The organism is Pseudomonas sp. GL-R-19 (genome assembly GCF_019956375.1).
In the GTDB taxonomy this organism is placed as follows: domain Bacteria; phylum Pseudomonadota; class Gammaproteobacteria; order Pseudomonadales; family Pseudomonadaceae; genus Aquipseudomonas.
Genome location: NZ_JAHBDJ010000092.1, coordinates 53,805 through 74,171, shown reverse-complemented (window position 1 = coordinate 74,171; position 20,367 = coordinate 53,805). Strand labels below are relative to the sequence as shown.

Genomic DNA, 20,367 nt, shown 5'->3' with positions numbered 1-20,367 from the left:
TTTTACAGGCATCCGACGTATGGCAAATGCTACCTTCACCCCCGTCAAAGCCTTGTAACACCGGACTTCTGTCCGACAATTGCGTCATTTTGCCGCTTTTTTGCCACCATTGCCCTCCAGATTGAATCGACCAACGGCCTCGGAAGCGGCAAAAAAGCTGTTATAAAGTTGCGCGCTGACCTATTAAGAGCCTTGCCTAATGCGTTCATTTTTCAAGACATGGCTAACCATTTGCCTTTTGATGCCACTGGCCGCCCACGCCACCAATCGTGAGCAACGTCTTCCTAACGTCAATGGTTACACCCCAAAATCCCATGCCTCTGCTCCTTCGAGCAAAGACAAAAAATTCGCCAAATATGCTCCAAGCCTGGCCAGCAGCAAAAGCGGCCTGGTTCCACCGATGGGCACCAAGGAAAGCAGCGACGTGCTGAGCCGCGCCGTGAACGTCCTTGGCACTCCCTATCGCTGGGGCGGCAGCAGCCCAAGCAAAGGCTTCGATTGCAGCGGCCTGGTGAAGTACGCGTTCAACGACGCCACGTTCGACCTGCCACGCACCTCCAATGCCATGGCCAGCGGTCATGGGGAAAAAGTCGATCGCAATGACCTGAAACCCGGCGACCTGATTTTCTTCAACATCAAGAGCCGTCGGGTCAATCACGTCGCCATTTACCTGGGCAACGATCGCTTCATCCACGCGCCACGTCGCGGCAAGTCGGTGTCCATCGACACCCTGAATAAACCGTACTGGGAAAACCACTATGTGGTTGCCAAGCGAGTTCTGCCGAAAGAGCCGAATCAGTTGCGGGTTGTTCAGCGCTGATTGAAGCAAGATCAAAAGATCGTCCGAAGGCTCGGGCCGCGTTCGGACGATCTTTTGCTTTTAAAAGCCATCCGGTGACCGCGCCTTCTCCCGCGCATGATCACGACTGACCAACCCCTTGGTCACCAGATCCTTCAAACTCATATCCAGCGTCTGCATCCCCAACGACCCTCCCGACTGAATCGCCGAATACATCTGCGCCACCTTGTCCTCGCGGATCAGGTTCCGGATCGCCGATGTCCCCAGCATGATCTCGTGGGCCGCGATGCGTCCGCCGCCGATCTTCTTCACCAGGGTCTGGGACACCACCGCCAGCAGCGACTCGGAGAGCATCGAACGCACCATCGACTTCTCGTCCCCCGGAAACACGTCCACCACACGGTCGATGGTTTTCGCCGCCGACGTGGTGTGCAGCGTGCCGAACACCAGATGGCCGGTTTCGGCGGCAGTCAATGCCAGGCGAATAGTCTCCAGATCGCGCATCTCGCCCACCAGAATCACATCCGGATCTTCCCGCAGTGCCGATCGCAAGGCGGTGGCGAAGCTGCGGGTATCGCGATGAACTTCACGCTGGTTGATCAGGCACTTGCGCGGCTCGTGGACAAACTCGATAGGGTCTTCGATGGTGAGGATGTGGTGATGGCGATGGGTATTGAGGTAATCGATCATCGCCGCCAGCGTGGTGGACTTGCCGGAACCGGTCGGGCCAGTCACCAGCACCAGGCCACGGGGCGCGTCGGTCATTTTGTGGAACACGTCCCCCATGCCCAGTTCGTCCATGCCCCGCACTTTCGACGGTATGGTACGAAACACAGCGCCCGCGCCACGGTTCTGATTGAACGCATTGACCCGAAAGCGCGCCACACCGGGCACCTCAAAGGAAAAATCGGTTTCCAGGTGTTTCTCGAAGTCCGCCCGCTGAGTGTCATTCATGATGGCATGGATCAGCGCCTGCACCTGCTGGTGATCCAGGGCCGGCAGGTTGATGCGCCGCACATCGCCATCCACCCGGATCATCGGCGGCAGGCCAGCAGACAAGTGCAGGTCGGACGCCCCCTGTTTGGCGCTGAATGCCAGCAGTTCGGTGATATCCATAGCGTCCCTCAATTCCAGTAGAATGCCGCGAACCTTCAGACCGCTGGCGCCTCTTGATGTCCACCATAGCAGACAACATTCTCGAAGTTAGTTCGCGCATCCATGCCGCAACACTCGCCGCCAACCGCGCCGAGAACAGCGTCCAGCTGCTGGCCGTGAGCAAGACCAAACCCGCGCCAGACCTACGTGAAGCCTACGCCGCCGGCCTGCGCGACTTTGGCGAGAACTACCTGCAGGAAGCGTTGGGCAAGCAGCTCGAACTGGCCGACCTGCCCTTGATCTGGCACTTCATCGGCCCCATTCAATCGAACAAGACTCGTGCTATCGCCGAGCACTTCGACTGGGTGCATTCCGTGGATCGCCTGAAAATCGCACAACGCCTGTCCGAACAACGTCCTGCCGATCTGCCGCCACTGAATATCTGCATCCAGGTCAACGTCAGCGGTGAAGCCAGCAAATCCGGCTGCACCCCGGCCGACCTGCCGGCCCTGGCCAACGCCATCAGCGCCCTCCCGCGCTTGAAGTTGCGCGGGTTGATGGCTATCCCTGAACCGACTGAAGATCGCGCCACCCAGGACGCCGCTTTCGCTGCCGTGCAAAGCCTGCAAGCCAGCCTGAACCTGCCACTCGACACACTATCCATGGGCATGAGCCACGACCTCGAGTCGGCCATTGCCCAGGGCGCCACTTGGGTCCGCATCGGTACGGCCCTGTTTGGCGCCCGCGACTACAGCCAGCCGTAAACATGGCTGACACACTTCTGAATAAGGACCTGACATGAGCAAGACACGTATTGCCTTTATCGGTGCCGGCAACATGGCCGCCAGTTTGATTGGCGGCCTGCGGGCCAAGGGTCTGGAAGCCGCACAGATTCGCGCCAGCGATCCGGGCGAAGAAACCCGCGCCCGCGTGAGTACCGAGCATGGCATCGAAACCTTCGCCGACAACGCCCAAGCCGTTGATGGCGCCGACGTCGTCGTCCTGGCGGTCAAGCCCCAGGCGATGAAAGCCGTGTGCGAAGCGCTTCGCCCAAGCCTCAAGCCCAATCAACTGGTGGTTTCGATTGCCGCGGGCATCACCTGCGCCAGCATGAACAACTGGCTCGGCGCCCAGCCGATCGTGCGCTGCATGCCCAACACCCCGGCGCTGGTGCGTCAGGGCGCGAGCGGCCTGTTCGCGACAGCCGAAGTGACCGCCGAACAGCGTCAGCAGGCCCAGGAGCTGCTGTCCGCAGTCGGCATCGCCTTATGGCTGGATGAAGAGCAGCAACTGGACGCCGTCACCGCCGTTTCAGGCTCGGGCCCGGCGTATTTCTTCCTGCTGATCGAAGCCATGACCGCCGCCGGCGTGAAACTCGGCCTGCCGGCGGACATCGCCGCGCAACTGACCTTGCAAACCGCACTGGGCGCCGCCCACATGGCCGTCTCCAGCGATGTCGACGCGGCCGAGCTGCGCCGCCGTGTCACCTCGCCCGCGGGCACCACAGAAGCTGCAATCAAGTCGTTCCAGGCCAATGGCTTCGAAGCCCTGGTCGAAAAAGCACTCGGCGCTGCCGCGCATCGCTCGGCCGAGATGGCCGAACAACTGGGTCAATAAGGAGCCTTTCATGATTGGATTGAATACCGCAGCGGTCTACGTGCTGCAAACCCTCGGCAGCCTGTATCTGCTGATCGTGCTGATGCGCTTCGTACTGCAACTGGTACGGGCGAACTTCTACAACCCGATCTGCCAGTTCATCGTCAAGGCCACTCAGCCACTGCTCAAGCCACTGCGCCGGATCATCCCGAGCGTGTTCGGCCTGGACATGTCCTCGCTGGTGCTGGCGATCCTGGTGCAACTGGCGCTGATGGCCCTGACCCTGTTGCTGACCTACGGCACCACCGGCAACCCGCTAACACTGCTGATCTGGTCGATCATCGGCGTGACCGCGCTGTTCATGAAGATTTTCTTCTTCGCCCTCATCATCAGCGTGATCCTGTCCTGGGTCGCTCCGGGCAGCCATAACCCGGGCGCCGAACTGGTGAACGACGTCTGCGAACCGGCCCTGGCGCCATTCCGCAAGTTCCTGCCGAGTCTCGGCGGCCTGGATCTGTCGCCGATCTTTGCGTTCCTGGCCATCAAACTGGTCGACATGCTGGTGATCAACAACCTCGCAGCCATGACCATGATGCCGGAAATCCTCCGCGTGTTGATCTGACCCGGTGAGCTACTTTCGCTGGGACGGCGACGACCTGATTCTGGAGTGTCACCTGCAACCGGCAGCCCGTAGCGATGACTTCTGCGGGCTGCACGGCGATCGCCTGAAGATCCGCCTGACCGCGCCGCCGGTCGAGGGCAAGGCCAACGCGTATCTGATGGCGTTTCTGGCCAAGGCCTTTGGCGTGTCCAAGAGCCAGGTCAGTTTGATCAGTGGCGAGTTGAACCGGCAGAAGCGGGTGCGAATCTGTTCGCCGAAAAAACTGCCGGATTTGCCCGGACTGGAACGCTGAACCTACTGTAGGAGCTGGCTTGCCAGCGAAGGCGGCGTGACTGACACACCGTGACATCTGGTTCGCCGGCAAGCCGGCTCCTACAGTGGGCAAGGGTTAGCTTGCTGCTAGGGGCAGCGGTCTTTAGACTTACGCCTCATTTCAACGAGAGCAGGGTCGATGCCAGCTGCCTTTCCCCCCGATTCTGTTGGTCTGGTGACGCCGCAAGTGGCGCACTTCAGCGAACCCCTGGCGTTGGCCTGTGGACGTTCGCTCCCGGCCTATGACCTGATTTACGAAACCTACGGCACACTCAACGCCATGGCGAGCAACGCCGTGCTGATCTGCCACGCCCTGTCCGGTCACCACCACGCCGCTGGCTACCACAGCGCCGACGACCGCAAACCCGGTTGGTGGGACAGCTGCATCGGCCCCGGCAAGCCGATCGATACCAGCAAGTTCTTCGTGGTCAGCCTGAACAACCTCGGCGGCTGCAACGGTTCCACCGGCCCGAGCAGCATCAACCCGGACACCGGCAAGCCGTTCGGCGCCGACTTCCCGGTGTTGACCGTCGAGGATTGGGTGCACAGTCAAGCGCGCCTGGCGGATCGCCTCGGTATCGCCCAGTTCGCGGCCGTGATCGGCGGCAGCCTCGGCGGCATGCAGGCGATGCAATGGAGCATCACCTACCCTGACCGCATCCGTCATTGCCTGGCCATCGCCTCGGCGCCCAAGCTGTCGGCACAGAACATCGCGTTCAACGAAGTGGCGCGTCAGGCGATCCTCACCGACCCGGAATTCCACGGCGGTTCTTTTCAGGAACACGGTGTGATCCCCAAGCGCGGCCTGATGCTGGCGCGGATGGTCGGGCACATCACTTACCTGTCCGACGACTCCATGGGCGAGAAATTCGGCCGAGGGCTCAAGAGCGAAAAGCTCAACTACGACTTCCACAGCGTCGAGTTCCAGGTCGAAAGCTACCTGCGCTATCAGGGCGAGGAGTTCTCCGGGCGCTTCGATGCCAATACGTATCTGTTGATGACCAAAGCGCTCGATTACTTCGATCCGGCGGCGGACTTCGGCGATAACCTGGCGAGAACCTTTGAAGGCGCCAAGGCCAGGTTCTGCGTGATGTCGTTCACCACCGACTGGCGCTTCTCCCCTGCCCGCTCGCGGGAACTGGTGGATGCGCTGATGGCCGCGCGCAAGGACGTCTGCTACCTCGAGATCGACGCACCGCAAGGCCACGACGCCTTCCTGATTCCGATCCCGCGCTATCTGCAGGCTTTCGGCAATTACATGAACCGCATTACGTTGTGAGAAAGCCATGAGAGCTGATCTGGAAATCATCCAGGAATGGATCCCCGCCGGCAGCCGCGTGCTTGACCTCGGGTGCGGCGATGGCGAACTGCTGACCTGGCTGCGCGATAACAAGCAAGTCACCGGTTATGGCCTGGAAAACGACGCCGACAACATTGCCGAGTGCGTGGCCAAGGGCATCAACGTCATCGAACAGGACCTGGACAAGGGCCTGGGCAACTTTGCCAGCAACAGTTTCGATGTCGTGGTCATGACCCAGGCGCTGCAAGCGGTGCACTACCCGGACAGGATCCTCGAAGAAATGCTGCGCGTGGGCCGGCAGTGCATCATCACCTTCCCCAACTTCGGTCACTGGCGCTGCCGCTGGTACCTGGCGAGCAAGGGCCGGATGCCGGTTTCCGAGTTCCTGCCGTACACCTGGTACAACACGCCGAACATTCACTTCTGCACCTTCGCGGACTTTGAAGCCTTGTGTCGCGAACGTGAGGCGAAGGTCATTGATCGACTTGCCGTGGATCAACAGCATCGGCACGGGTGGGCCAGCAAGCTATGGCCTAATCTGTTAGGTGAGATCGGCATCTACCGGGTCAGCAGCCCGGGACTTTCCGACCACAAGGTCGCAGTCTGATCCACCCTATTTCAAGGAGAACGATCATGGGTCGTCTAGCGTTGTTTCTACTCACTGCCTGCCTGAGCGTCACCGCCATGGCCGCCGACGCCATCAAGGGCGAACGCAAGGAAACCTTCGGCGACGTGACGGTGCACTACAACACCTTCAACTCCACCTACCTGACCCCGGACATTGCCAAGTCCGCCGAACTCACCCGCAGCAAGAACCAGGGTGTGATCAACATTGCGGTGCTCAAGGACGGCAAACCGCAGATGGCACAGGTCAGCGGTACGGTCAAAGACCTGACCAGCCAAAGTGTGGACCTGAAGTTCCGCCAGATCACTGAACAAGGTGCGATCTACTACATCGCCCAATTTCCGGTACCGCAGCAGGAAACCCGCACCTTCGACATCAAGGTGCAGACCGGTGACAAAATCAACACCATCAATTTCAACCAAGAGCTCTTCCCCGGCCAATGATCAACTTCACGCAACTCGTATTGGCCAGCCATAACGCCGGCAAACTCAAGGAACTCCAGGCCATGCTCGGCGAGTCGGTGCATCTGCGCTCGATCGGCGAGTTCAGCAGTGTGGAGCCTGAAGAAACCGGCCTGTCGTTCGTCGAGAACGCCATCCTGAAAGCCCGCAATGCCGCGCGCATTTCCGGCCTGCCGGCGCTGGCCGACGATTCCGGGCTGGCGGTGGATTTCCTGGGCGGCGCGCCAGGCATCTACTCGGCGCGTTATGCAGACGGCAAGGGCGATGCGGCGAACAACGCCAAACTGCTCGACGTGTTGAAAGATGTGCCTGAAGCCGAACGCGGTGCGCAGTTCGTCTGCGTGCTGGCACTGGTTCGTCATGCCGATGATCCGTTGCCGATCCTCTGCGAAGGTTTGTGGCACGGGCGAATCCTGACCCAGGCCAGCGGTTTACACGGTTTCGGCTACGACCCGCTGTTCTGGGTGCCGGAGCGCGAGTGCTCCAGCGCCGAGCTGAGCCCGGGCGACAAAAACCAGATCAGCCACCGCGCCCGTGCAATGGAACTGCTGCGCCAGCGTCTGGGCTTGAAATGACCCGCGAATCATCCGCGTCACCGCTGATCTTCGGCGGCGACGCTCAATCGCCTCGGGCAACCCTGCCTGTGCTGCCGCCGCTGGCGCTGTATATCCACATCCCGTGGTGCGTGCGCAAATGCCCTTATTGCGACTTCAACTCCCACACTGCCAGCCCTGTGCTGCCGGAAGAAGAGTACGTCGATGCCTTGCTGGCCGATCTCGATCAGGACCTGCACGCCGTCTATGGCCGTGAGCTGAGCTCGATTTTCTTTGGTGGCGGCACGCCAAGCCTGTTCAGCGCTGATTCGCTGGGGCGCTTGCTCAACGGCGTCGAACAGCGCATTCCGTTTGCCAGCGACATCGAAATCACGCTGGAAGCCAATCCGGGGACGTTCGAGCAAGACAAATTCGTGGCGTACCGGAAACTGGGCATCAACCGCCTGTCGATCGGCATCCAGAGTTTTCAGCAAGAAAAGCTCGAAGCCCTTGGGCGGATTCACAACGGTGACGAAGCCGTACGCGCCGCCGGCATGGCACGGCAGGCCGGGTTCGACAACTTCAACCTGGACTTGATGCATGGCTTGCCGAATCAGTCCCTGGACGATGCCTTGGCGGACCTGCGCACAGCCATCGCCCTGAAACCGACGCACCTGTCGTGGTATCAACTGACCCTGGAACCGAACACAGTGTTCTGGAACCAGCCGCCGACGCTGCCGGAAGACGACACGCTGTGGGACATCCAGGAGGCGGGGCAAGCGTTGCTGGCCGAACACGGTTACGTGCAATACGAAGTCTCGGCCTACGCCCTGCCCGATCGCCCGGCACGCCACAATCTCAATTACTGGAGTTTTGGCGATTTCATCGGCATTGGCGCGGGCGCCCATGGCAAGCTCAGCCATCCGGACGGGCGCATCATTCGCACCTGGAAGACCCGCCTGCCGAAGGACTACCTGAATCCGGCGAAAAGCTTCCAGGCTGGCGAGAAAGCGCTGACCAATGATGAAATGCCGTTCGAGTTCCTGATGAACGCGCTGCGCCTGACTGAAGGCGTCGAATCGCGACTGTACCCGGAACGTACCGGCATGACGCTGGAAAGCCTTGCTGAAGGCCGCTGTGAAGCCGAACAAAGCGGCCTGTTGCAGGTCGAACCGTCACGTCTGGTAGCCACGACGCGCGGACAACTCTTCCTCAACGACTTGCTGCAGAAATTTCTGACATAAGGAAATCGAATGGATTTGGTACTCGACCTGCTTGCCACCGTGTCCCGCTGGAGCCGCAGCAACCTCTCGGAAATCGCCCTGGCCCTGGTGGGTTGCCTGTTGGTGCTGTTCGGTGCGGATTTCAAAGGCTGGGTCGAGCAGCGCCTGGGCAGCATCGCCGGCGCGTTGCGCGTGCCGCTGATGTCCCTGCTGTGCATGATTGGCAGCGGCGCGGCGTTGATCTACGCCACGCCATGGGTCGTGCGCGGCTTGAGCCAGTTCAACAACTACAGCCTGGCGCCGGTGTTGCTGGTGGTGCTGGTGTTGATTGGCGTAGTCGCTGATCGTCGCTGATCTCAAATACCCACAAGACCACTGTAGGAGCGAGCTTGCTCGCGATGGTCGCAAACGAAAACGCGGGGCATCTGAAGCCCCGCGTTGTTTTGTAGTTTTTCGCGAGCAATCGAGCGTCGACCGGCTGCTCCTACAATTGCTTTTCGAACTTCAAATCCCACACGCCATGCCCAAGACGTTCGCCACGGCGTTCGAACTTGGTGATCGGCCGTTCGGCCGGACGCGGCACGCACTTGCCGTCTTCGGCCAGGTTGCGATAACCCGGCGCCACGTTCATTACTTCCAGCATGTATTCGGCGTATGGTTCCCAGTCAGTGGCCATGTGCAGAATGCCGCCGACCTTCAACTTGCTGCGCACCAGCTCAGCGAAGGACGCCTGAACAATACGACGCTTGTGGTGACGGCTCTTGTGCCACGGGTCCGGGAAAAACAGCATCAGGCGATCGAGGCTGTTATCGGCCACGCAGCGGTTGAGCACTTCGATGGCATCGCAATCGTAGACCCGCAGGTTGGTCAGGCCTTGCGTCAGCACGCCATTGAGCAGCGCGCCGACACCCGGACGGTGAACCTCGACGCCGATGAAATCCTGATCCGGCGCGGCCGCGGCCATTTCCAGCAGCGAATGACCCATGCCGAAACCGATTTCCAGCGAGCGCGGTGCCGAGCGACCGAACACCTGGTCGAAGTCCACCGGCGCATCAGCCAGCGGCAGCACGAACAGCGGAGTACCCTGCTCCAGGCCCTTTTGCTGGCCTTCGGTCATGCGCCCGGCACGCATCACGAAACTCTTGATACGGCGGTGTTGGCGCTCGTCGCCTTCTTCCGTCTGGATAGGCGTGTCGTTCGATTCAGTCATCAATGGCTCTTACTTGATCAGACCATCCAGCGGCGAAGAGGCGCTGGCATAGAGTTTTTTCGGCATGCGGCCGGCGAGGTAGGCCAGGCGGCCTGCGACGATCGCATGTTTCATGGCTTCAGCCATCATGACTGGCTGCTGGGCGTGGGCGATGGCCGAGTTCATCAGCACCGCATCACACCCCAGTTCCATGGCAATAGTGGCGTCGGAAGCGGTACCGACACCAGCATCCACCAGCACCGGGATCTTGGCTTCTTCAAGGATGATCTGCAGGTTGTACGGATTGCAGATCCCCAGACCCGAACCAATCAAACCAGCGAGCGGCATGACGGCGATGCAGCCGATTTCCGCCAATTGACGGGCGATAATCGGGTCATCGCTGGTGTAGACCATCACGTCGAAGCCTTCCTTGACCAGCGTTTCGGCGGCCTTGAGGGTTTCGATCACGTTGGGGAACAGGGTTTTCTGATCGGCCAACACTTCCAGCTTCACCAGGTTGTGACCGTCGAGCAGCTCACGGGCCAGGCGGCAAGTGCGCACGGCCTCGATAGCGTCGTAGCAACCAGCGGTGTTTGGCAGGAAGGTGTAGCGATCCGGCGACAGCACTTCGAGCAGGTTCGGCTCACCCTCGATCTGCCCGAGGTTGGTGCGGCGCACAGCGAAAGTGACGATCTCGGCACCCGAGGCTTCGATGGCCTGGCGGGTTTCTTCCATGTCACGGTACTTGCCGGTACCGACCAGCAAACGCGACTGGTAAGTACGACCGGCCAGGACGAAGGGCTTGTCGCTACGAACGATGCTCATGGGAAATCCTCTGTAGGGGTGAGGTTCTTGCAGAATTCTGTGGCTACTCGGCCGAGGCTGCTAGCCGCCGCCGATGGCGTGCACCACTTCGACGTTGTCGCCGTCGTTCAACGTGGTGTCTGCGTGCTGACTGCGCGGGACGATATCCAGATTGAGTTCGACCGCCACCCGACGTCCGGTCAGGTCCAGACGGGTCAGCAGGGCCGCAACGGTTTCACCGTCGGGCAGTTCAAAGGATTCGCCGTTCAACTGAATGCGCATGCCGGATGCCGCCATCATTTTTAGGGGCTGGCATTCTAGCCCGATCAGTCAGGCCGACCCAAGCCATTCGTCTTGAAACTCGATCCTGTAGGAGCTGCCGCAGGCTGCGATCTTTTGACTTTGATTTTTTAAGATCAAAAGATCGCAGCCTGCGGCAGCTCCTACAAGGTCAGCTCAGGCGCCAAGCGGCAAGTCCGAGGCAAAACCAACCCACCAGGAAGGCCAGGCCACCGAACGGGGTGATGATGCCGAGCTTGCTGATGCCGGTCAGCGTCAAGATGTACAGGCTGCCGGAGAACAGCAGGATACCGATGGCAAACGATGCGCCGGCCCAACTGATCAGGCGGCCGGGAATCTGCGTGGCCAGGAATGCGACACCCAGCAACGCCAAGGCGTGCACCAGTTGATAGGTGACGCCCGTGTGGAAAATCGCCATGTACTCGGCACTCAGGCGACTCTTCAGGCCATGGGCGGCAAAGGCGCCGAGGCCGACACCGGTGAAGCCGAAAAAAGCGGCCAGCATCAGAAAGCCACGCAGCATGCAGAACTCCAGTCAGTTTCGATCCCAAGGGTCTGTATAATGGCCCGCTCAACGGGTTCGGCCAAGCCATCTCTATGCTGCGTATCTATTTCCGTCATTTCACCAAGGCCGCGCTCTGGTTCATGGGTGGCAGCGTATTGCTGGTGCTGATCTTTCGCGTGGTACCACCACCGGGAACAGCGCTGATGGTCGAGCGCAAGATCGAATCCTGGTTTGACGGCGAACCCATCGACCTGCAACGGACCTGGAAACCCTGGGACGAGATCTCCGATGACCTGAAAGTCGCGGTGATTGCCGGCGAAGACCAGAAATTTCCGGAGCACTGGGGCTTCGATATCGACGCGATTCAGGCGGCGTTTGCCCATAACGAGCGCGGCGGTTCGATCCGTGGCGCCAGCACCCTGAGCCAGCAGGTCTCGAAAAACCTGTTCTTGTGGTCCGGCCGCAGCTGGCTGCGCAAAGGCCTGGAAGCCTGGTTCACCGGGCTGATCGAAGTGCTCTGGCCCAAGCAGCGGATTCTTGAGGTGTACCTCAACAGTGTCGAGTGGGATGACGGCGTGTTTGGCGCCGAAGCGGCGGCCAGACATCATTTTGGCGTGAGCGCCAAGAACCTCAGCCGTCAGCAATCGAGCTTGCTGGCTGCGGTACTGCCCAATCCTCGTGTGTGGAGTGCGAGCCATCCGACCGCTTACGTGGCGCGACGTGCAGGCTGGATTCGGCGACAGATGAGCCAACTCGGTGGCGACAGCTATCTGGCGGGGCTGAACGATTCGCGCCGGGCGCCTTGGGCGCAGTAACTGAAAAATCAAAAGATCGCAGCCTTCGGCAGCTCCTACAGGGGAGACGCGATCCTATGTAGGAGCTGCCGAAGGCTGCGATCTTTTGACCCTGAAAACAAAACGCCCCGATCAATGATCGGGGCGTTTTGCGTTGCCTGCTCGCAAATTAAGCAGCGATCGACAATTTGAGTTTGTTCATCGCGCTCTTCTCAAGCTGACGAATACGCTCCGCCGACACGTTGTACTTCTGCGCCAGGTCGTGCAGCGTGGCCTTTTCTTCCGCCAGCCAGCGCTGGTAGAGGATGTCACGGCTGCGGTCGTCCAGCACTTCCAGCGCTTCGTGCAGGTTGTGGTTGGAGTTGTCGCTCCAGTCAGCGTCTTCCAGTTGACGGGCCGGGTCGTACCGGTGGTCTTCCAGATAATTGGCTGGCGACTGGAAAGCACTGTCGTCGTCCGCTTCGGCAGCCGGGTCGAAGGCCATGTCATGGCCGGTCAGGCGACTTTCCATCTCGCGCACTTCCCGAGGCTCAACGCCGAGGCTTTCCGCCACGCGGTGGACTTCCTCGTTATTCAACCAGGCCAGACGTTTCTTCTGGCTGCGCAGGTTGAAGAACAGCTTGCGCTGGGCCTTGGTGGTCGCAACCTTCACGATACGCCAGTTACGCAGGATGAATTCGTGGATTTCCGCCTTGATCCAGTGCACGGCAAAGGACACCAGGCGCACGCCCATTTCCGGGTTGAAGCGCTTCACGGCCTTCATCAGGCCGACGTTGCCTTCCTGGATCAGGTCGGCCTGAGCCAGGCCGTAGCCGGAATAGCTACGGGCGATATGTACGACAAAACGCAGGTGGGCGAGCACCATCTGCCGAGCCGCCCCCAAATCCTGCTCATAATAGAGACTCTCGGCCAGTTCACGCTCCCGCTCCGGCGACAGCAATGGAATGCTGTTGACGGTGTGCACATAGGCCTCCAGGTTCGCACCCGGGACCAGAGCATATGCAGGTTGCAAAGAATTGGTCATACGAAAAAACCTCCGACTTACAAACTCGTGCAGTTCAGCACTGCGAAAATTGACCGGAAACCGAAAGACAAGTTCCCAAAACCCAAAAACGCTGAAAGGTCAATACGAGCAAAATGATACTACTTAGGCGCAAGCTCCCTCAGGTGGCGTGCGACTGCAATCCATGCACCGATATACCCCAACAGCACCGCGCCAAGCAAGAGAGACAGACCGTCGGCAACTGGCACTCCAGCCAGCGCAAAATCACTGCCGTACAAGCCGGCCAGCCCTACCACTGCGTCGTTCAGCCAATCAAGGCCGAACGCCAGTACACCCCAGGACAGAATCCCCGCACCGAAGCCATACAGCGCGCCCATATACAGAAAGGGCCTGCGTACATAGCTGTCAGTGCCGCCGACCAGTTTAATCACTTCTATCTCTGTGCGGCGGTTTTCAATATGAAGACGAATGGTATTGCCTATCACCAAAAGTAATGCAGAAACCAGAAGCACGGTCAGACCGAAGACAAATCGATCACCCAGCTTGAGGATGGCTGCCAGACGCTCGACCCAGACTAAATCAAGTTGAGCCTGTTGTACCTTCGGCAGCTCGGATAGTTTTTGTCTTAATGCTTCAAGGGCCGGCTTGTCGACTTCGGTCGGCGTCACCAGTACCACGCCCGGCAGCGGGTTCTCCGGCAACTCCTTGAGCGCCTCGCCCAGACCGGACTGCTGCTGGAATTCTTCCAGCGCCTGCTCCCGGCCAACATATTCGGCATCGGCGACGCCAGGCATGCCCTTGATCTGATCGCGCAGCGATTCACCTTCCGCCGGCTTGGCCTCAAGGTCCAGATACAGGGAAATCTGCGCCGCGCGCTGCCAGGAACCGCCCAGACGCTCGACATTACTTAGCAAAAGTGACAGCCCCATGGGCAAACTCAGGGCCACCGCCATCACCATGCAGGTGAAAAAACTGCCGATGGGCTGCTTGCCCAGGCGGCGCAGGCTGTCCACCAGGCTGGCGCGATGGCTTTCGATCCAGGCACGGAACAACGTGGCGAAGTCCGGCCCGTCGTCATCGTCGCGTTTTTTCTTTTGCGGCTGCGGATCGGCGGCCTTCGGGGCCACGCGCTCGGAAACCTTGGGGCTACGTGTTGCGCTCATACTGCCGCCTCCCCGTCACCGATCAATCGACCGCGTTGCAGCGTCAGCATGCGATGGCGCATGCGGGCGATCAGGGCCAGGTCGTGACTGGCGATCAGCACGCTGGTACCCAGGCGATTGATGTCTTCGAACACACCCATGATCTCGGCGGCCAGACGCGGGTCGAGGTTGCCGGTCGGCTCGTCCGCCAGCAGCAAGGCCGGACGGTGGACGATAGCGCGGGCGATGCCGACGCGCTGCTGCTGACCGGTGGATAGATCACCCGGGTACAGATCGGTTTTATCCGACAGCGCCACGCGCTCCAGCGCCGAGTCCACGCGCTTGGCGATCTCGGCCTTGGACAGACCCAGGATCTGCAATGGCAACGCAACGTTGTTGAACACCGTGCGATCGAACAGCAACTGGTGATTCTGGAACACCACACCGATCTGCCGGCGCAAGAAAGGAATCTGTGCGTTACTGATGGTGCTCAGGTCTTGCCCGGCGAGCAGCAACTTGCCGCTGGTCGGGCGCTCCATCGCCAGCAACAGGCGCAACAGCGTGGATTTACCGGCGCCGGAATGGCCGGTGACAAACAGAAACTCGCCACGACGGACTCGAAAGCTCAGCTCATGCAAGCCGACGTGACCGTTCGGGTAGCGCTTACCGACCTGTTCGAAACGAATCATGAACGCTCCCGCTCGGCAAACAATGCCTGGACAAAGGGTTCTGCTTCAAAGGTACGCAAATCGTCGATGCCTTCGCCGACGCCAATGTAGCGGATCGGCAGGCCGAATTGCTTGGCCAGGGCGAAAATCACCCCGCCCTTGGCGGTGCCGTCGAGCTTGGTCAGCGCCAGGCCAGTCAGCTCGACGGTCTGGTTGAATTGCTTGGCCTGGTTGATGGCGTTCTGGCCAGTGCCGGCGTCAAGCACCAACAGCACTTCGTGAGGTGCGTCGGCGTCGAGCTTGCCGATCACCCGGCGAACCTTTTTCAGCTCTTCCATCAGGTTGTCTTTGGTGTGCAGGCGACCGGCGGTGTCGGCGATCAGCACATCGATGCCACGAGCCTTGGCGGCCTGTACGGCGTCGAAGATCACCGAAGCCGAGTCGGCGCCAGTGTGCTGCGCGATCACCGGGATCTTGTTGCGCTCGCCCCAGACCTGCAACTGCTCCACCGCCGCGGCGCGGAAGGTGTCGCCGGCGGCAAGCATGACTTTCTTGCCTTCCAGCTGCAGTTTCTTCGCCAGCTTGCCGATGGTGGTGGTCTTGCCGGCACCGTTGACGCCAACGACCAGAATCACGAACGGCTTGTTCTGCGAGGTGACTTTCAGCGGTTGCTCTACAGGTTTGAGCATGGCCGCCAGCTCAGCCTGCAGGGATTTGTACAGGGCATCGGCGTCGGCCAGCTCTTTGCGTGCGACCTTCTGCGTCAGGCGCTGGATGATCACCGAAGTGGCTTCGACACCGACGTCGGCGGTCAGCAAGCGGGTTTCGAGGTCTTCCAGCAGTTCGTCATCGATGACCTTCTTGCCCAGAAACAGGCTGGCCATGCCTTCGCCGATACTGGCGCTGGTCTTGGACAGGCCCTGCTTGAGACGGGCGAAGAAACCGGCTTTGGTTTCTTCGGTGCGCACTGGCTGGACTGGGGTTTCGACGGGGGCGGGAGCGGGAGCGGGTGCTGCAACAATCGGCGCTGCCGGTTCGATTACAACCGGTGCAGGTGCAGGCTCAGCCACAGCGACTGGCGCCACCACCGGCTCGACCACAGGCGCATGAACCGGGGCCGGCGCAAACTCAGCCGGGGCCGGAATCGGCGGTGTCATGTGGGGGGCCTGGTCATTCTCGACCAGTGCCACCGGCTCTTCCGCCACGGGCAATGTCAGCCATGGCTCGGTGGCGGTGGTCAGCGGTTGCTCGATGATTTCACGGGCAGGTTCGGCGACGACTTCGGCCTGCGTCTGCAGCACTGGCTCGGCAATCGGCAGAGCAACCGGTGCAGGCGCTTCTTCTATTACCGGGACAGGCGTCTGCGCTGGTTCAGGAATGGCTTGTGGCTGTTCGACGACGGGTTCCTGCGGCTTTTTGCGCAGCCATCCGAACAGGCTTTTTTTCTCGCCAGCCGCAGCTGGGGTCTTCTTGTCGTCGTTGGAACCAAACATGGAGGACGGCTATCTCACGGTAGCGACGCGCCAATGGCGCCCCGGCAAATAAATATTCGATGCAGAACAGACTGCGATTGACCCAGCTTGTTCACGCGCAACATTTTGTCGAAGTGCTCAGCGGCACCTCAAGCAATCGATTTCTCATAGGACTAAAGCAGCAAAATCGGCGAAAAAGCGGAACTCGGTTGATAAATATCCACCTTCCGTCGCAAACCCATACAACCTGATCAAGCATAAAGGCCTGATAGGCGTGGCCGCCGCTAAAACGGATCAGTATCCTAGCACCCTCTCGCCCGCTGACGCTAAGAACAAGCGGGCAGCCCCAAAGGTTTAAAAACGAATGAATGCTCTTGCCCGCCGCGCCGCAGGCCTGCTGCTCAGCACAGTTTGCCTGCCTCTCTCGGCCTTGGCCGCCGACCCGCAACCCACCCACGAATTCACCCTCGACAATGGCCTGAAGGTGGTCGTGCGTGAGGACCACCGTGCGCCCGTGGTGGTTTCCCAGGTCTGGTACAAGGTCGGCTCCAGCTACGAGACGCCGGGCAATACCGGCCTGTCCCACGCTCTGGAACACATGATGTTCAAGGGTAGCGAGAAGGTTGGCCCCGGCGAAGCCTCGCTGATCCTGCGCGACCTCGGCGCCGAAGAGAATGCATTCACCAGCGACGACTTCACCGCGTACTACCAGGTGCTGGCCCGGGATCGCCTGGGCGTAGCCTTCGAGCTTGAAGCCGACCGCATGGCCAGCCTGCGCCTGCCGCCCGACGAGTTCGCCAAGGAAATCGAAGTCATCAAGGAAGAGCGTCGCCTGCGCACCGACGACAAGCCGATGTCCAAGGCCTACGAGCGCTTCAAGGCCATGGCCTACCCGGCTAGCGGCTACCACACGCCGACCATCGGCTGGATGGCCGACCTTGAACGGATGAACGTCGAAGAACTGCGCCACTGGTACGAAACCTGGTACGTGCCCAACAACGCCACGCTGGTGGTGGTTGGCGATGTCACGCCGGACGAAGTCAAAACCCTGGCCCAACGCTACTTCGGCCCGATCGCCAAGCGTGAAGTGCCCGCCGCGAAAAAACCGCTGGAATTGGCCGAGCCGGGCGAGCGCCAGATCACCCTGCATGTGCAGACCCAACTGCCTAGCCTGATGCTGGCCTTCAACGTGCCAAGCATCGCCACCACCGACGACAAACGCCTGGTCAATGCGCTGCGCCTGATGTCGGCGCTGCTCGACGGCGGCTACAGCGGACGCATCCCGACACAACTGGAGCGCGGAGAAGAACTGGTGTCCGGCGGCTCGTCGAGTTACGACGCCTACACCCGTGGCGACAGCCTCTTCACCCTGTCGGCATCGCCAAACTCACAGAAACACAAGACCATCGCCCAGGCGCAAGCCGGTTTGTGGAAGCTGCTCGACCAGCTTAAAACCACGGCGCCAACCGCTGAAGAGCTGGAACGCGTACGCGCACAAGTCATCGCCGGCCTGGTCTTCGAGCGTGACTCGATCACCAGCCAGGCCACCGCCATCGGCCAACTGGAAACCGTCGGCCTGTCATGGAAGCTGATGGACACCGAACTGGCCGATCTGGAAAGCGTCACGCCGCAAGACATCCAGAAAGCCGCCAAGCTGTATTTCACCCGCGAACGTCTCAGCGTCGCCCATGTACTGCCTCTGGAGACGACTCATGAGTGAGCGTAAACCCTCCCGCCTGGCCCTGATCGGCCTGGTCGCCGTCGCCGTTATCGGCTCCACCGCGTTCTATTTGTCGCGCCCTGGCGAAACCAATGCCAGCGAAGCCCTGGACAAGGCCAAGGCCAGCCAGAAACTGCAGTCGCTGACCGAACTCAACGGTAAGGCGCCGGACCACCGCAAGCTGGACGTACAAACCTGGAGCACTGCCGAAGGTGCGAAAGTGGTGTTCGTCGAAACCCATGAGTTGCCGATGTTCGACATGCGCCTGATCTTCGCCGCCGGCAGTAGCCAGGACGGTGACGCACCGGGTGTGGCGGTGTTGACCAACGCCATGCTCAACGAAGGCGTGGCCGGCAAAGACGTCGGTGCCATTGCCCAGGGCTTCGAAGGCCTGGGCGCCGATTTCGGCAATGGCGCTTACAAGGACATGGCCATCGCGTCGCTGCGCAGCCTCAGTGACAAGGACAAGCGCGAGTCGGCCCTGAAGCTGTTCGCCGAAGTCGTCGGCAAACCGACTTTCCCCGCCGACTCGTTTGCCCGCATCAAGAACCAGATGCTCGCCGGTTTTGAATACCAGAAACAGAACCCGGGCAAACTGGCGAGCCTGGAACTGATGAACCGCTTGTACGGTGATCACCCGTACGCACACGCCAGCGACGGCACGGCGAAAACCGTCCCGGCGATCACCGTGGCCCAACTGCGTGCTTTTCACGAGAAAGCCTACGCAGCCGGTAACGTGGTAATCGCGCTGGTCGGCGACCTGTCCCGCGCGCAAGCCGAAGCGATTGCCGCCCAGGTGTCCAGCGCCCTGCCCAGAGGCCCGGCCTTGCCGAAAATCGCGCAACCGGTCGAGCCCAAGGCCAGCGTCGGCCATATCGAGTTCCCGTCCAAGCAGACCAACCTGATGCTCGCGCAACTGGGCATCGACCGTGATGACCCGGACTACGCGGCATTGTCCATGGGCAACCAGATTCTTGGTGGCGGCGGCTTCGGCACCCGCTTGATGAGCGAAGTGCGCGAGAAGCGTGGCCTGACTTACGGCGTGTATTCGGGCTTCACGCCGATGCAGGCGCGTGGCCCGTTCATGATCAACCTGCAGACCCGCGCCGAGATGAGCGAAGGCACCCTGAAACTGGTGCAGGATGTACTGGCCGACTACCTTGAAACCGGCCCGACTGAAAAAGAGCTCGACGACGCCAAGCGCGAGCTGGCCGGCAGTTTCCCGCTGTCCACCGCGAGCAACGCCGATATCGTCGGCCAACTGGGCGCGATCGGTTTCTACAACCTGCCGTTGAGTCATCTGGAAGACTTCATGCAACAGTCCCAGGCCTTGACCATCGAGCAGGTCAAAGCCGCCATGAACAAACACCTGGACACGGACAAAATGGTCATCGTCAGCGTTGGCCCGACCGTGCCGCAAAAGCCGTTACCGGCCCCTACTGACAAACCTTCCGAGCAACCGCTCGGGGTTCCGGAGCATTAATGGCAAGCCCAAAAAAACCCGCCAAAAACGTCCACAACGGCGTGAACCAGCTGCGCATCATCGGCGGCGAATGGCGCAGCCGCAAGCTGAACTTCCCTGACGCCCCGGGCCTGCGCCCGACGCCGGATCGCGTGCGTGAAACCCTGTTCAACTGGCTCGCGCCTTACGTGCCGGGCGCCAAGGTGCTCGACCCGTTCACCGGCAGTGGCGCGCTGTTCCTCGAAGCCCTGTCCCGTGGCGCGGCCATGGGTCAGGCGCTGGACGCCAGCAGTATCGCGGTGTCCAGCCTGAAAGAGCACCTGGGCACATTGCGGTGCACCAATGGCCAGGTCCAGACCGCCGATGCCCTGCGCTACCTGGAAACCCAGACCGCGACGGCCTACGACCTGGTATTCCTCGACCCGCCGTTCAACCAGAACCTGCTGCCCGCTGTTTGCAAGTTGCTCGAAGAGCGCCAATGGCTGGCCGAAGACGCCTGGGTGTACACCGAAAGCGAGTCCGCGCCGTCGACCCTGGGCCTGCCGGAGAACTGGCGACTGCACCGGGAGCAGAAATCCGGACGCGTGTATTACTCGTTGTGGCAGCGCAGCGCCTGACGTTTCGGCGAGACGACTGCCCCCAACCTGGTTGTGAAGTGCACTACATAGTTACCGCCTGACATCCTTACGGATCATCCACAGTGGCTTGCGCAATAACCTGCAAACCACTGAGGATGAACACG

The 20,367-nt window shown here is 60.7% G+C and carries 24 protein-coding genes; 15 read left to right on the top strand and 9 right to left on the bottom strand.

Going from position 1 to position 20,367, the window contains the following annotated elements; all coding sequences use genetic code 11:
- The first annotated feature begins 199 nt into the window (after window positions 1-199).
- Window positions 200-820: a C40 family peptidase gene (locus KGA83_RS29230; RefSeq protein ID WP_108217050.1), complete on the top strand. Its 621-nt coding sequence runs from the start codon at window positions 200-202 to the stop codon at window positions 818-820.
- Window positions 821-880: 60 nt separating this feature from the next.
- Here KGA83_RS29230 and KGA83_RS29225 read toward each other — a convergent pair whose 3' ends face one another.
- Window positions 881-1,915 (bottom strand): type IV pilus twitching motility protein PilT, encoded by a 1,035-nt coding sequence (locus KGA83_RS29225; RefSeq protein ID WP_108217051.1) that lies wholly within the window; start codon window positions 1,913-1,915, stop codon window positions 881-883.
- A 56-nt stretch (window positions 1,916-1,971) separates the two neighbouring features.
- Between KGA83_RS29225 and KGA83_RS29220 the strand changes: the two genes are divergently transcribed.
- The 10 genes from KGA83_RS29220 to KGA83_RS29175 all read left to right on the top strand — a co-directional run bounded on the left by KGA83_RS29220 (window position 1,972) and on the right by KGA83_RS29175 (window position 8,920).
- Window positions 1,972-2,658 carry a YggS family pyridoxal phosphate-dependent enzyme gene (locus KGA83_RS29220; protein ID WP_108217052.1) on the top strand — a complete coding sequence of 229 codons (687 nt, stop codon included), beginning with the start codon at window positions 1,972-1,974 and terminating at the stop codon, window positions 2,656-2,658.
- 34 nt (window positions 2,659-2,692) lie between these two features.
- On the top strand, window positions 2,693-3,511 hold the full coding sequence (proC, locus tag KGA83_RS29215) for a pyrroline-5-carboxylate reductase (RefSeq protein WP_115947973.1): 819 nt from the start codon (window positions 2,693-2,695) through the stop codon (window positions 3,509-3,511).
- Window positions 3,512-3,521: 10 nt separating this feature from the next.
- Window positions 3,522-4,112 carry a YggT family protein gene (locus KGA83_RS29210; RefSeq protein ID WP_108217054.1) on the top strand — a complete coding sequence of 197 codons (591 nt, stop codon included), beginning with the start codon at window positions 3,522-3,524 and terminating at the stop codon, window positions 4,110-4,112.
- 4 nt (window positions 4,113-4,116) lie between these two features.
- The gene (locus KGA83_RS29205) at window positions 4,117-4,404 is read left to right on the top strand and encodes a DUF167 domain-containing protein (RefSeq protein WP_008019963.1); all 288 of its coding nucleotides are present in this window, start codon (window positions 4,117-4,119) and stop codon (window positions 4,402-4,404) included.
- Window positions 4,405-4,563: 159 nt separating this feature from the next.
- A complete protein-coding gene (metX, locus tag KGA83_RS29200) occupies window positions 4,564-5,703 on the top strand; it encodes a homoserine O-succinyltransferase MetX (protein WP_108217055.1) in 1,140 nt (379 codons plus the stop codon).
- Window positions 5,704-5,710: 7 nt separating this feature from the next.
- Window positions 5,711-6,331, top strand: a complete 621-nt coding sequence (gene metW, locus KGA83_RS29195) for a methionine biosynthesis protein MetW (protein WP_056726485.1) — start codon at window positions 5,711-5,713, stop codon at window positions 6,329-6,331.
- Window positions 6,332-6,357: 26 nt separating this feature from the next.
- The gene (locus KGA83_RS29190; protein WP_108217056.1) at window positions 6,358-6,792 is read left to right on the top strand and encodes a DUF4426 domain-containing protein; all 435 of its coding nucleotides are present in this window, start codon (window positions 6,358-6,360) and stop codon (window positions 6,790-6,792) included.
- Window positions 6,789-7,385, top strand: a complete 597-nt coding sequence (gene rdgB / locus KGA83_RS29185) for an RdgB/HAM1 family non-canonical purine NTP pyrophosphatase (protein ID WP_108217057.1) — start codon at window positions 6,789-6,791, stop codon at window positions 7,383-7,385. The genes KGA83_RS29190 and rdgB overlap by 4 nt, the downstream gene beginning before the upstream one ends.
- Window positions 7,382-8,587: a radical SAM family heme chaperone HemW gene (hemW, locus tag KGA83_RS29180; RefSeq protein WP_223531468.1), complete on the top strand. Its 1,206-nt coding sequence runs from the start codon at window positions 7,382-7,384 to the stop codon at window positions 8,585-8,587. The genes rdgB and hemW overlap by 4 nt, the downstream gene beginning before the upstream one ends.
- Window positions 8,588-8,596: 9 nt before the next feature.
- The gene (locus KGA83_RS29175; RefSeq protein WP_007987827.1) at window positions 8,597-8,920 is read left to right on the top strand and encodes a DUF3392 domain-containing protein; all 324 of its coding nucleotides are present in this window, start codon (window positions 8,597-8,599) and stop codon (window positions 8,918-8,920) included.
- A gap of 130 nt (window positions 8,921-9,050) precedes the next feature.
- Here KGA83_RS29175 and trmB read toward each other — a convergent pair whose 3' ends face one another.
- From trmB to KGA83_RS29155, 4 genes are all read right to left on the bottom strand, one after another.
- Window positions 9,051-9,776: a tRNA (guanosine(46)-N7)-methyltransferase TrmB gene (trmB, locus tag KGA83_RS29170; RefSeq protein WP_108217060.1), complete on the bottom strand. Its 726-nt coding sequence runs from the start codon at window positions 9,774-9,776 to the stop codon at window positions 9,051-9,053.
- A 9-nt stretch (window positions 9,777-9,785) separates the two neighbouring features.
- Window positions 9,786-10,580 carry a thiazole synthase gene (locus KGA83_RS29165; protein WP_008019974.1) on the bottom strand — a complete coding sequence of 265 codons (795 nt, stop codon included), beginning with the start codon at window positions 10,578-10,580 and terminating at the stop codon, window positions 9,786-9,788.
- A 60-nt stretch (window positions 10,581-10,640) separates the two neighbouring features.
- Window positions 10,641-10,841 carry a sulfur carrier protein ThiS gene (gene thiS, locus KGA83_RS29160; protein WP_007953386.1) on the bottom strand — a complete coding sequence of 67 codons (201 nt, stop codon included), beginning with the start codon at window positions 10,839-10,841 and terminating at the stop codon, window positions 10,641-10,643.
- A 169-nt stretch (window positions 10,842-11,010) separates the two neighbouring features.
- The gene (locus KGA83_RS29155) at window positions 11,011-11,382 is read right to left on the bottom strand and encodes a DUF423 domain-containing protein (protein ID WP_108217061.1); all 372 of its coding nucleotides are present in this window, start codon (window positions 11,380-11,382) and stop codon (window positions 11,011-11,013) included.
- Between the two features lie 74 nt (window positions 11,383-11,456).
- On the opposite strand from KGA83_RS29155, the gene mtgA reads away from it, so the two are divergent.
- Window positions 11,457-12,179: a monofunctional biosynthetic peptidoglycan transglycosylase gene (mtgA, locus tag KGA83_RS29150; protein WP_223531467.1), complete on the top strand. Its 723-nt coding sequence runs from the start codon at window positions 11,457-11,459 to the stop codon at window positions 12,177-12,179.
- Between the two features lie 148 nt (window positions 12,180-12,327).
- Here mtgA and rpoH read toward each other — a convergent pair whose 3' ends face one another.
- From rpoH to ftsY, 4 genes are all read right to left on the bottom strand, one after another.
- Window positions 12,328-13,182 (bottom strand): RNA polymerase sigma factor RpoH, encoded by an 855-nt coding sequence (rpoH, locus tag KGA83_RS29145; RefSeq protein ID WP_108217063.1) that lies wholly within the window; start codon window positions 13,180-13,182, stop codon window positions 12,328-12,330.
- Between the two features lie 119 nt (window positions 13,183-13,301).
- Window positions 13,302-14,324, bottom strand: coding sequence for a permease-like cell division protein FtsX (gene ftsX, locus KGA83_RS29140; RefSeq protein WP_108217064.1), 1,023 nt, complete (start codon window positions 14,322-14,324; stop codon window positions 13,302-13,304).
- Entirely contained in the window at window positions 14,321-14,992 is a 672-nt protein-coding gene (gene ftsE / locus KGA83_RS29135; protein WP_007975383.1) for a cell division ATP-binding protein FtsE, read from the bottom strand. Before ftsE ends, ftsX begins: the two co-directional genes overlap by 4 nt.
- Window positions 14,989-16,464, bottom strand: coding sequence for a signal recognition particle-docking protein FtsY (gene ftsY / locus KGA83_RS29130; protein ID WP_223531466.1), 1,476 nt, complete (start codon window positions 16,462-16,464; stop codon window positions 14,989-14,991). The genes ftsE and ftsY overlap by 4 nt, the downstream gene beginning before the upstream one ends.
- Window positions 16,465-16,807: 343 nt before the next feature.
- Here ftsY and KGA83_RS29125 point away from each other — a divergent pair, with 343 nt between their 5' ends.
- The 3 genes from KGA83_RS29125 to rsmD are packed head-to-tail and all read left to right on the top strand — an operon-like array spanning window position 16,808 to window position 20,242.
- Window positions 16,808-18,163, top strand: a complete 1,356-nt coding sequence (locus tag KGA83_RS29125; RefSeq protein ID WP_108217066.1) for a M16 family metallopeptidase — start codon at window positions 16,808-16,810, stop codon at window positions 18,161-18,163.
- A complete protein-coding gene (locus KGA83_RS29120; protein ID WP_223531465.1) occupies window positions 18,156-19,646 on the top strand; it encodes a M16 family metallopeptidase in 1,491 nt (496 codons plus the stop codon). The genes KGA83_RS29125 and KGA83_RS29120 overlap by 8 nt, the downstream gene beginning before the upstream one ends.
- A complete protein-coding gene (gene rsmD / locus KGA83_RS29115; protein WP_108217068.1) occupies window positions 19,646-20,242 on the top strand; it encodes a 16S rRNA (guanine(966)-N(2))-methyltransferase RsmD in 597 nt (198 codons plus the stop codon). The genes KGA83_RS29120 and rsmD overlap by 1 nt, the downstream gene beginning before the upstream one ends.
- Window positions 20,243-20,367 lie beyond the last annotated feature (125 nt).

Excerpts from the sequence above, each read along its gene's own strand:
- hemW (WP_223531468.1), top strand. The coding sequence starts at position 7,382 with ATGACCCGCGAATCATCCGCGTCACCGCTGATCTTCGGCGGCGACGCT.
- thiS (WP_007953386.1), bottom strand. The coding sequence starts at position 10,841 with ATGCGCATTCAGTTGAACGGCGAATCCTTTGAACTGCCCGACGGTGAA.
- KGA83_RS29155 (WP_108217061.1), bottom strand. The coding sequence starts at position 11,382 with ATGCTGCGTGGCTTTCTGATGCTGGCCGCTTTTTTCGGCTTCACCGGT.
- trmB (WP_108217060.1), bottom strand. The coding sequence starts at position 9,776 with ATGACTGAATCGAACGACACGCCTATCCAGACGGAAGAAGGCGACGAG.
- KGA83_RS29220 (WP_108217052.1), top strand. The coding sequence starts at position 1,972 with ATGTCCACCATAGCAGACAACATTCTCGAAGTTAGTTCGCGCATCCAT.
- KGA83_RS29225 (WP_108217051.1), bottom strand. The coding sequence starts at position 1,915 with ATGGATATCACCGAACTGCTGGCATTCAGCGCCAAACAGGGGGCGTCC.
- KGA83_RS29210 (WP_108217054.1), top strand. The coding sequence starts at position 3,522 with ATGATTGGATTGAATACCGCAGCGGTCTACGTGCTGCAAACCCTCGGC.
- KGA83_RS29120 (WP_223531465.1), top strand. The coding sequence starts at position 18,156 with ATGAGTGAGCGTAAACCCTCCCGCCTGGCCCTGATCGGCCTGGTCGCC.
- KGA83_RS29125 (WP_108217066.1), top strand. The coding sequence starts at position 16,808 with ATGAATGCTCTTGCCCGCCGCGCCGCAGGCCTGCTGCTCAGCACAGTT.
- ftsE (WP_007975383.1), bottom strand. The coding sequence starts at position 14,992 with ATGATTCGTTTCGAACAGGTCGGTAAGCGCTACCCGAACGGTCACGTC.
- rpoH (WP_108217063.1), bottom strand. The coding sequence starts at position 13,182 with ATGACCAATTCTTTGCAACCTGCATATGCTCTGGTCCCGGGTGCGAAC.
- proC (WP_115947973.1), top strand. The coding sequence starts at position 2,693 with ATGAGCAAGACACGTATTGCCTTTATCGGTGCCGGCAACATGGCCGCC.
- KGA83_RS29175 (WP_007987827.1), top strand. The coding sequence starts at position 8,597 with ATGGATTTGGTACTCGACCTGCTTGCCACCGTGTCCCGCTGGAGCCGC.
- mtgA (WP_223531467.1), top strand. The coding sequence starts at position 11,457 with ATGCTGCGTATCTATTTCCGTCATTTCACCAAGGCCGCGCTCTGGTTC.
- ftsY (WP_223531466.1), bottom strand. The coding sequence starts at position 16,464 with ATGTTTGGTTCCAACGACGACAAGAAGACCCCAGCTGCGGCTGGCGAG.
- KGA83_RS29190 (WP_108217056.1), top strand. The coding sequence starts at position 6,358 with ATGGGTCGTCTAGCGTTGTTTCTACTCACTGCCTGCCTGAGCGTCACC.
- metX (WP_108217055.1), top strand. The coding sequence starts at position 4,564 with ATGCCAGCTGCCTTTCCCCCCGATTCTGTTGGTCTGGTGACGCCGCAA.
- rdgB (WP_108217057.1), top strand. The coding sequence starts at position 6,789 with ATGATCAACTTCACGCAACTCGTATTGGCCAGCCATAACGCCGGCAAA.
- metW (WP_056726485.1), top strand. The coding sequence starts at position 5,711 with ATGAGAGCTGATCTGGAAATCATCCAGGAATGGATCCCCGCCGGCAGC.
- ftsX (WP_108217064.1), bottom strand. The coding sequence starts at position 14,324 with ATGAGCGCAACACGTAGCCCCAAGGTTTCCGAGCGCGTGGCCCCGAAG.
- KGA83_RS29165 (WP_008019974.1), bottom strand. The coding sequence starts at position 10,580 with ATGAGCATCGTTCGTAGCGACAAGCCCTTCGTCCTGGCCGGTCGTACT.
- rsmD (WP_108217068.1), top strand. The coding sequence starts at position 19,646 with ATGGCAAGCCCAAAAAAACCCGCCAAAAACGTCCACAACGGCGTGAAC.
- KGA83_RS29230 (WP_108217050.1), top strand. The coding sequence starts at position 200 with ATGCGTTCATTTTTCAAGACATGGCTAACCATTTGCCTTTTGATGCCA.